The organism is Alloacidobacterium sp., from assembly GCF_035631355.1.
Lineage (GTDB): Bacteria > Acidobacteriota > Terriglobia > Terriglobales > Acidobacteriaceae > Alloacidobacterium.
In genome coordinates, this window is sequence record NZ_DASQIX010000042.1 from 1 (window position 1) to 5,403 (window position 5,403).

The 5,403-nt window shown below is 56.9% G+C and carries 4 protein-coding genes; 1 reads left to right on the plus strand and 3 read right to left on the minus strand.

Going from position 1 to position 5,403, the window contains the following annotated elements; translation table 11 throughout:
* Positions 1-273: 273 nt before the first annotated feature.
* From glyS to recO, 3 genes are all read right to left on the minus strand, one after another.
* Positions 274-2,394 carry a glycine--tRNA ligase subunit beta gene (gene glyS / locus VEV40_RS07480; protein ID WP_324831272.1) on the minus strand — a complete coding sequence of 707 codons (2,121 nt, stop codon included), beginning with the start codon at positions 2,392-2,394 and terminating at the stop codon, positions 274-276.
* Between the two features lie 84 nt (positions 2,395-2,478).
* Complete coding sequence (locus VEV40_RS07485; protein ID WP_324831273.1) at positions 2,479-3,495, minus strand: glycine--tRNA ligase subunit alpha; 1,017 nt, start codon at positions 3,493-3,495, stop codon at positions 2,479-2,481.
* A 125-nt stretch (positions 3,496-3,620) separates the two neighbouring features.
* Entirely contained in the window at positions 3,621-4,364 is a 744-nt protein-coding gene (gene recO, locus VEV40_RS07490) for a DNA repair protein RecO (RefSeq protein WP_324831275.1), read from the minus strand.
* A 130-nt stretch (positions 4,365-4,494) separates the two neighbouring features.
* Between recO and VEV40_RS07495 the strand changes: the two genes are divergently transcribed.
* On the plus strand, positions 4,495-5,403 hold a 909-nt coding region (locus VEV40_RS07495; RefSeq protein WP_324831277.1), incomplete at its 3' end, for an arabinan endo-1,5-alpha-L-arabinosidase.

A 5,403-nucleotide genomic window follows, 5' to 3' on the forward strand; every position in this document is an offset into this window, starting at 1 on the left:
AATCCTGATCGCCGAGGTCGAAGCCATGAAACGAGAAAAAGCAGAAAAAGAAGCCCGTGAAAAGGCCCAGGCTGTACAAGCCGAGAGCGCCGTATTGCCCACAATCCAGGCAACTATTGAAGACATGGGTGCCTGGGATCAACGGATGTATCTATCGGCTGGATCCAAAAAGCAAGAAGAGATGCGAAACATCTCGGTGGTAAAAGCCCCGCGCTTTAGCGCGGGGAATAACAATCGGCTCGAAGAGCGTACCTTGCTGCCGCAGGCTGAGCTTTACCCCGTCACAATCTCTGAAAAATCGGCAATCGACGAAAACCCCGCCAGCACCAGAGCAATCAGGGCAAGGCGATTCTGCCGCACCGCAGGATCATCCACCATCACCATGACCTTGTCGAAGAACAGATCGACATGTGGACGCAGCGTGGCGATCTGTTCCAGGGCTTGGCGGTATTTGCGCTCCGAACGCAAGGTTTCGACTGCTAGAGCAAGTTTTTCTGCATGCTGATACAGAGCTGATTCGGCTGCATCGGTCAGATTTTCCGTGTCAACGAGTTTGTCAGGTATCCCATGGCGCAAGAGGCCCTTTTCAGAAGCTTGGGTCACTATGTTCTTCATGCGTTTGAAGGCAGCCGATATTGCGGCGAAATCCTCCGAGCTACGGACTGCGGTCAGAGCTTCTGCGCGAGCAATTGCATCGCGAACATCATCGAAGCCAGCAGAGAGCACAGCATTGACCACGTCATAGCTGAATCCGCGCACATCGCGTAGGTAAAACTCAACCCGTTCTCGGAAGAACGTCGCAAGCGAAGAAAGCTTTGTCTCTGCTTTTGCAGCCTGATCTATTTGATTGATTGCGGTCGTTACTATCTCGCTCAAAGCCAGCGGAAGTTCCGACTCAGCCAGAATCTTCACCACGCCATTTGCAGCGCGGCGCAGCGCAAATGGATCTTTCGATCCAGTAGGCTCAAGGCCAATGGCAAACATTGCGGCAATCGTCTGAAAGCGATCCGCAAGGCCGAGAATCTGCCCCTCAATTGTCAACGGAATCGCGTCATCTGTCGAAGCAGGCATGTACTGCGAATAGATTGCCTGGGCAACCGTTTCGCCAAGTCCCTGAGCGCGAGCGTATAAACCGCCAACAATACCCTGGAGTTCAGTAAACTCTTTCACCAACTCAGCAGTGAGGTCAGTCTTGGCGAGCCGCGTTGCAGTCAGCAATGCAGCCTTGTAAAGCGCAACTCCGCGTTGTTCAACCAGACCAGTAAGCTGTTCCGTAATACGCAGATTCGCCTGAGTCTTAACGTAGTAACTGCCCAAATCCTTCTGGAAGGTCACGGACCTGAGCATCTCAACCCGATCAACCAGCGGAATCTTCTGATCGAAGTCCCAGAAGAACCGCGCGTCGCTGAAACGAGAACGCAGCACTCGCTCATTGCCATGCCGGATGACAGCAATTCCCTGCTCGTCCGCCTCGGTGTTCAGCACGGCGAGAAAATGCGGAGCCAGCTTGCCCGACGCATCCTCAACAGCAAAGTACTTCTGGTGATCGCGCATCACCGTGACCAGCACTTCTTCCGGCAGTGAAAGATACTCGGCCTCAAAGGTGCCCAGCAGGACAGAAGGCCATTCGGTGAGATGAGTCACGATATCGACCAGCGCCTCGTCCTCGCGCCACCGAGCGCCTGGAACCGTGCGCGTCGCGGCATCCAGCGCCTTGCGAATCCGATGCCGCCGCGCCTCGACATCCACCAGCACCTTGGCCGACTCCAGCTCCGCAGCATACTCAGTAGGCTTGTTGATGGTCACTACATGATCGCCATGCAAAATGCGATGACCGTAGCTCAGATTGCCCACATGAACCCCGGCAAACTCGACCGGGACAATCGCGTGATCAAGAATCGCCAGCAGCCACTTTACCGGGCGAACAAACCGCTCCGGTTTGCCGGCGCGCCAGTACATATTCTTAGGCCAGTAAAGGCTCGCAAGTTCCTTTGGCAACTGCTCCGTCAGCACATCGGTAGCCGAACGCCCCTTGCGCGTCACCGTCGCCGAAACATACTCGCCCTTCGCAGTCGTAACCTTCTGGAGTGCGCTAACTTCAACACCAGCCTTCTTGGCAAAGGCTTGTGCCGCCGGAGTCGGCTCGCCATTCTTGAACGCCACTGCCCACGAAGGCCCGGTGAGTTGCTCTTCTGCATCCGCCTGCGAAGCAAGCACACCGCGCACCAGCACAGCCAAACGACGCGGCGTCGAATAGCTGCTCACGGCACAACCACTCAGCAATCGCTCATGCGTCAGCAACTCTTCCACGCGCCGCGCAAGTTCGGCCTGAGCCGCCGCGACCATGCGCGCGGGGATCTCTTCAAGTCCAACTTCAAGGAGGAAATCTGGCATTGTCTTAGTCTTCTATTCTGTCATCCCGAGCGAAGCGTGATAGCGCGTAGCCGAGGGACCTGCGGTTTGCTGGTTACACCGGGATCAGTGCGCTTCGACACCCTGCTGCGCGGCATAGGCCTTGGCCACTCCAACCGCAAGATTGCGAATCCGCGCGATTACGCCCACGCGTTCGGTAACGGAGATTGCGCCCCGAGCATCGAGCAGATTAAACAGATGCGAGCACTTCAGGCACAGATCGTAAGCACTCAATACCGGAAAGCGCTTCAGCTCCGCTTCAACATCCCGTTCTGGCGATGCAGGAGAATCGTCATGCACAAGCCGGTCATGCGCCTTCTGTCCGGACTTCAGCTTCTTCAGGTCCTGGAAACTCGCAAGCAGCGCCTGGCATTCGGCCTCATACATCCGCAGGTGCTCCCACAACTTCTCAACCTCAGCTGCCTCAAAGTTATAAACCGAGAATTGCAGCTCTTCCTGGAAGCGCACTTCACCGTATGTCACCGCTCCTCCGGAAACCGGATCGCGCGCCCACACGATGTTATAGATCGAATCCACGTCTTGCAGAAACGCGGCAATACGCTCAAGACCATAGGTAATCTCACCAGAGATCGGATCGAGATCGATGCCGCCGCACTGTTGAAAGTAGGTGAACTGCGTTATTTCCAGGCCGTCGAGCATCACCTGCCAGCCAATGCCCCAAGCCCCCAGCGTCGGCGACTCCCAGTTGTCTTCCTCGAACTTGATGTCGTGCTCGTTCAGGTCGATCCCGATGGCTGCCAGCGATTCGAGATACACATCCTGAACGTCCGCCGGTGGCGGCTTTAGAATCACCTGAAACTGCGTGTGCTTATACAGCCGGTTCGGGTTCTCGCCATAGCGGCCGTCTGCTGGCCGCCGCGATGGCTGCGCGTAAGCGATATTGATCGGCTTCGGCCCCAGCACTCGCAAAAACGTGTCCGGCGACATCGTTCCCGCGCCGACTTCCACGTCGTAAGGCTGCTGCAAAACGCACCCGCGTTCCGCCCAGAAGCTCTGCAGGCGGAACAGCAATTGCTGAAAAGTAAGTGGTTCTTTCTTAGTAAGAACGGAGGCTGATGCCAAGCGCAGGTCTCTCTGTCGAACAGAAATGATGGTTCTCTTGATTTTAAATGGAATTCGATTAGAGAAACGGCACCAATCCTTGTCGGCGCTTAGATGTGCCGTGCGAAGTATCACGACTACGGTGGTCAACCGCCCAGCTTCGCCAGCGCCACCGACGTCGTCAGCTTCCGCTCCAGATGCCGCTCCAGCCCCTGAATCGCAAACCGTCGCAGATCAGCCGCACGCGAGCGCGGCCATTCCTCGCCGGCAAATACCGCAATAGGCTGCCGAAAGATGCGCACTGCAAGCGCCAACGATTCAGGCGTCAGTGTTGAGCTGGCCAGCCGCTTGTGCTCAATGCAGACCAGCCCATCCGCATGAGCATGCCAGTATGCAGGACGGCCAGCAAACGCTTCGCCGCCGACGGTGCAGTGCAGCACATCCGGCATCCACCCCATCAGCCGCGTGATCCAAAGTCCGAAGTAAGTCACCGGCATCCAGATGTTGTTAGTTGTCGTGTGGTCGAGAACCGCCAGCATCAACCGAAACACGGCGTCCTGAGGATCGCGGTCTGGCAGAATCTCTTCCAGCACCTCTGCGTAAAACGCCAGCGCAGCCGCGCGCGTGTAATCGACACTATTTGAAAGGGGAGATGACACAATCTCGAATGAGTCGAACCGCACCAGGTCCTGGCGCGGTTTCTCTGTGTAGTTGGCCAGCACATGCGTCATCGGCTCCAGCGCGCCCCCAAAGCGGCGGCGGCTTTTGCTGGCGGCTTTCGCCACGCCCTTGATCTTGCCCTGGTCGCGAGTGAAGAGCGAAACAATCAGGTCGGCCTCATGAATGGGCCACGTGCGGAGAACGACGGCTTCAGCCTGATGAACGATCACTCAAAGGCAGAATAGACTATCTGGCAGACTCCCTTGCCAAATCAACGGACAGCGCCGCATATGCTAACCTTGCGTTCGCAGGAAAACGGTTTCCTGTTGAGACCTTTTAATGGCGAACCCTTGGAATAGCATGAAAATCACCCTTGCCGCTTCCCTCTTGCTGGTTACTTCTCTCTGCGAGGCGCAGCAGCCCGTGGCACTCAATCTCACAGGCGATTACTGGGGCGCGCACGATCCCTCCATTATGAAGGAAGGCAAGACCTGGTATGTCTTCGCCACCGGCAAAACACCCGACGGCGGCCAGTTCCAGATACGTTGCTCCGACAACCTGACCGACTGGAAACTCTGTGGACACGTCTTCGATCAGATTCCCGATTGGATCCACAAGGACAGCCCCGGAACCGTCGATCTCTGGGCGCCGGACATCTCCTACGAAAACGGCGAGTATCGTCTCTACTACGCCTATTCCCTATTCGGAAAGAACACTTCAGGCATCGCGCTCGCCACCAATAAGACTCTCGACCGCGCCAGCCCGGACTACAAATGGATCGACCACGGCCTCGTGCTTCGCTCCATTGCCACCGACGACTTCAATGCCATCGACCCCAATTTCATTCTGGACGCGCAGGGACACGCGTGGCTCGCCTTCGGCAGCTTCTGGAGCGGCATCAAAATGCGCCACCTCGACGAAAAGACCGGCCTGCTCTCTAAAGAAGACACGCGCCTCTATTCGCTGGCCACCCGCAGCAAGCCCACAGACGCTGCGCCGGCAAAGCCTGGCCTGCCGCCCGACTGGGAAGCGGTTGAAGCGCCATTCGTCGTCCATCGCGGAGGCTTTTACTATCTCTTCGTTTCCTGGGACCTTTGCTGCCGTGGGACAAAAAGCACCTATCGAACTATGGTCGGGCGCTCAAAAACCATCACCGGGCCATATATGGACAAAGAAGGCAAGCCAATGATGGAAGGTGGCGGCACGGAGGTGTTAGCCGGTAACAATCGCTGGTTCGGCCCCGGCGGCGAATCTGCCTGGATGGGACCT

Coding starts and splice junctions, on each gene's coding strand:
- glyS (WP_324831272.1), bottom strand. CDS start 2,394: ATGCCAGATTTCCTCCTTGAAGTTGGACTTGAAGAGATCCCCGCGCGC.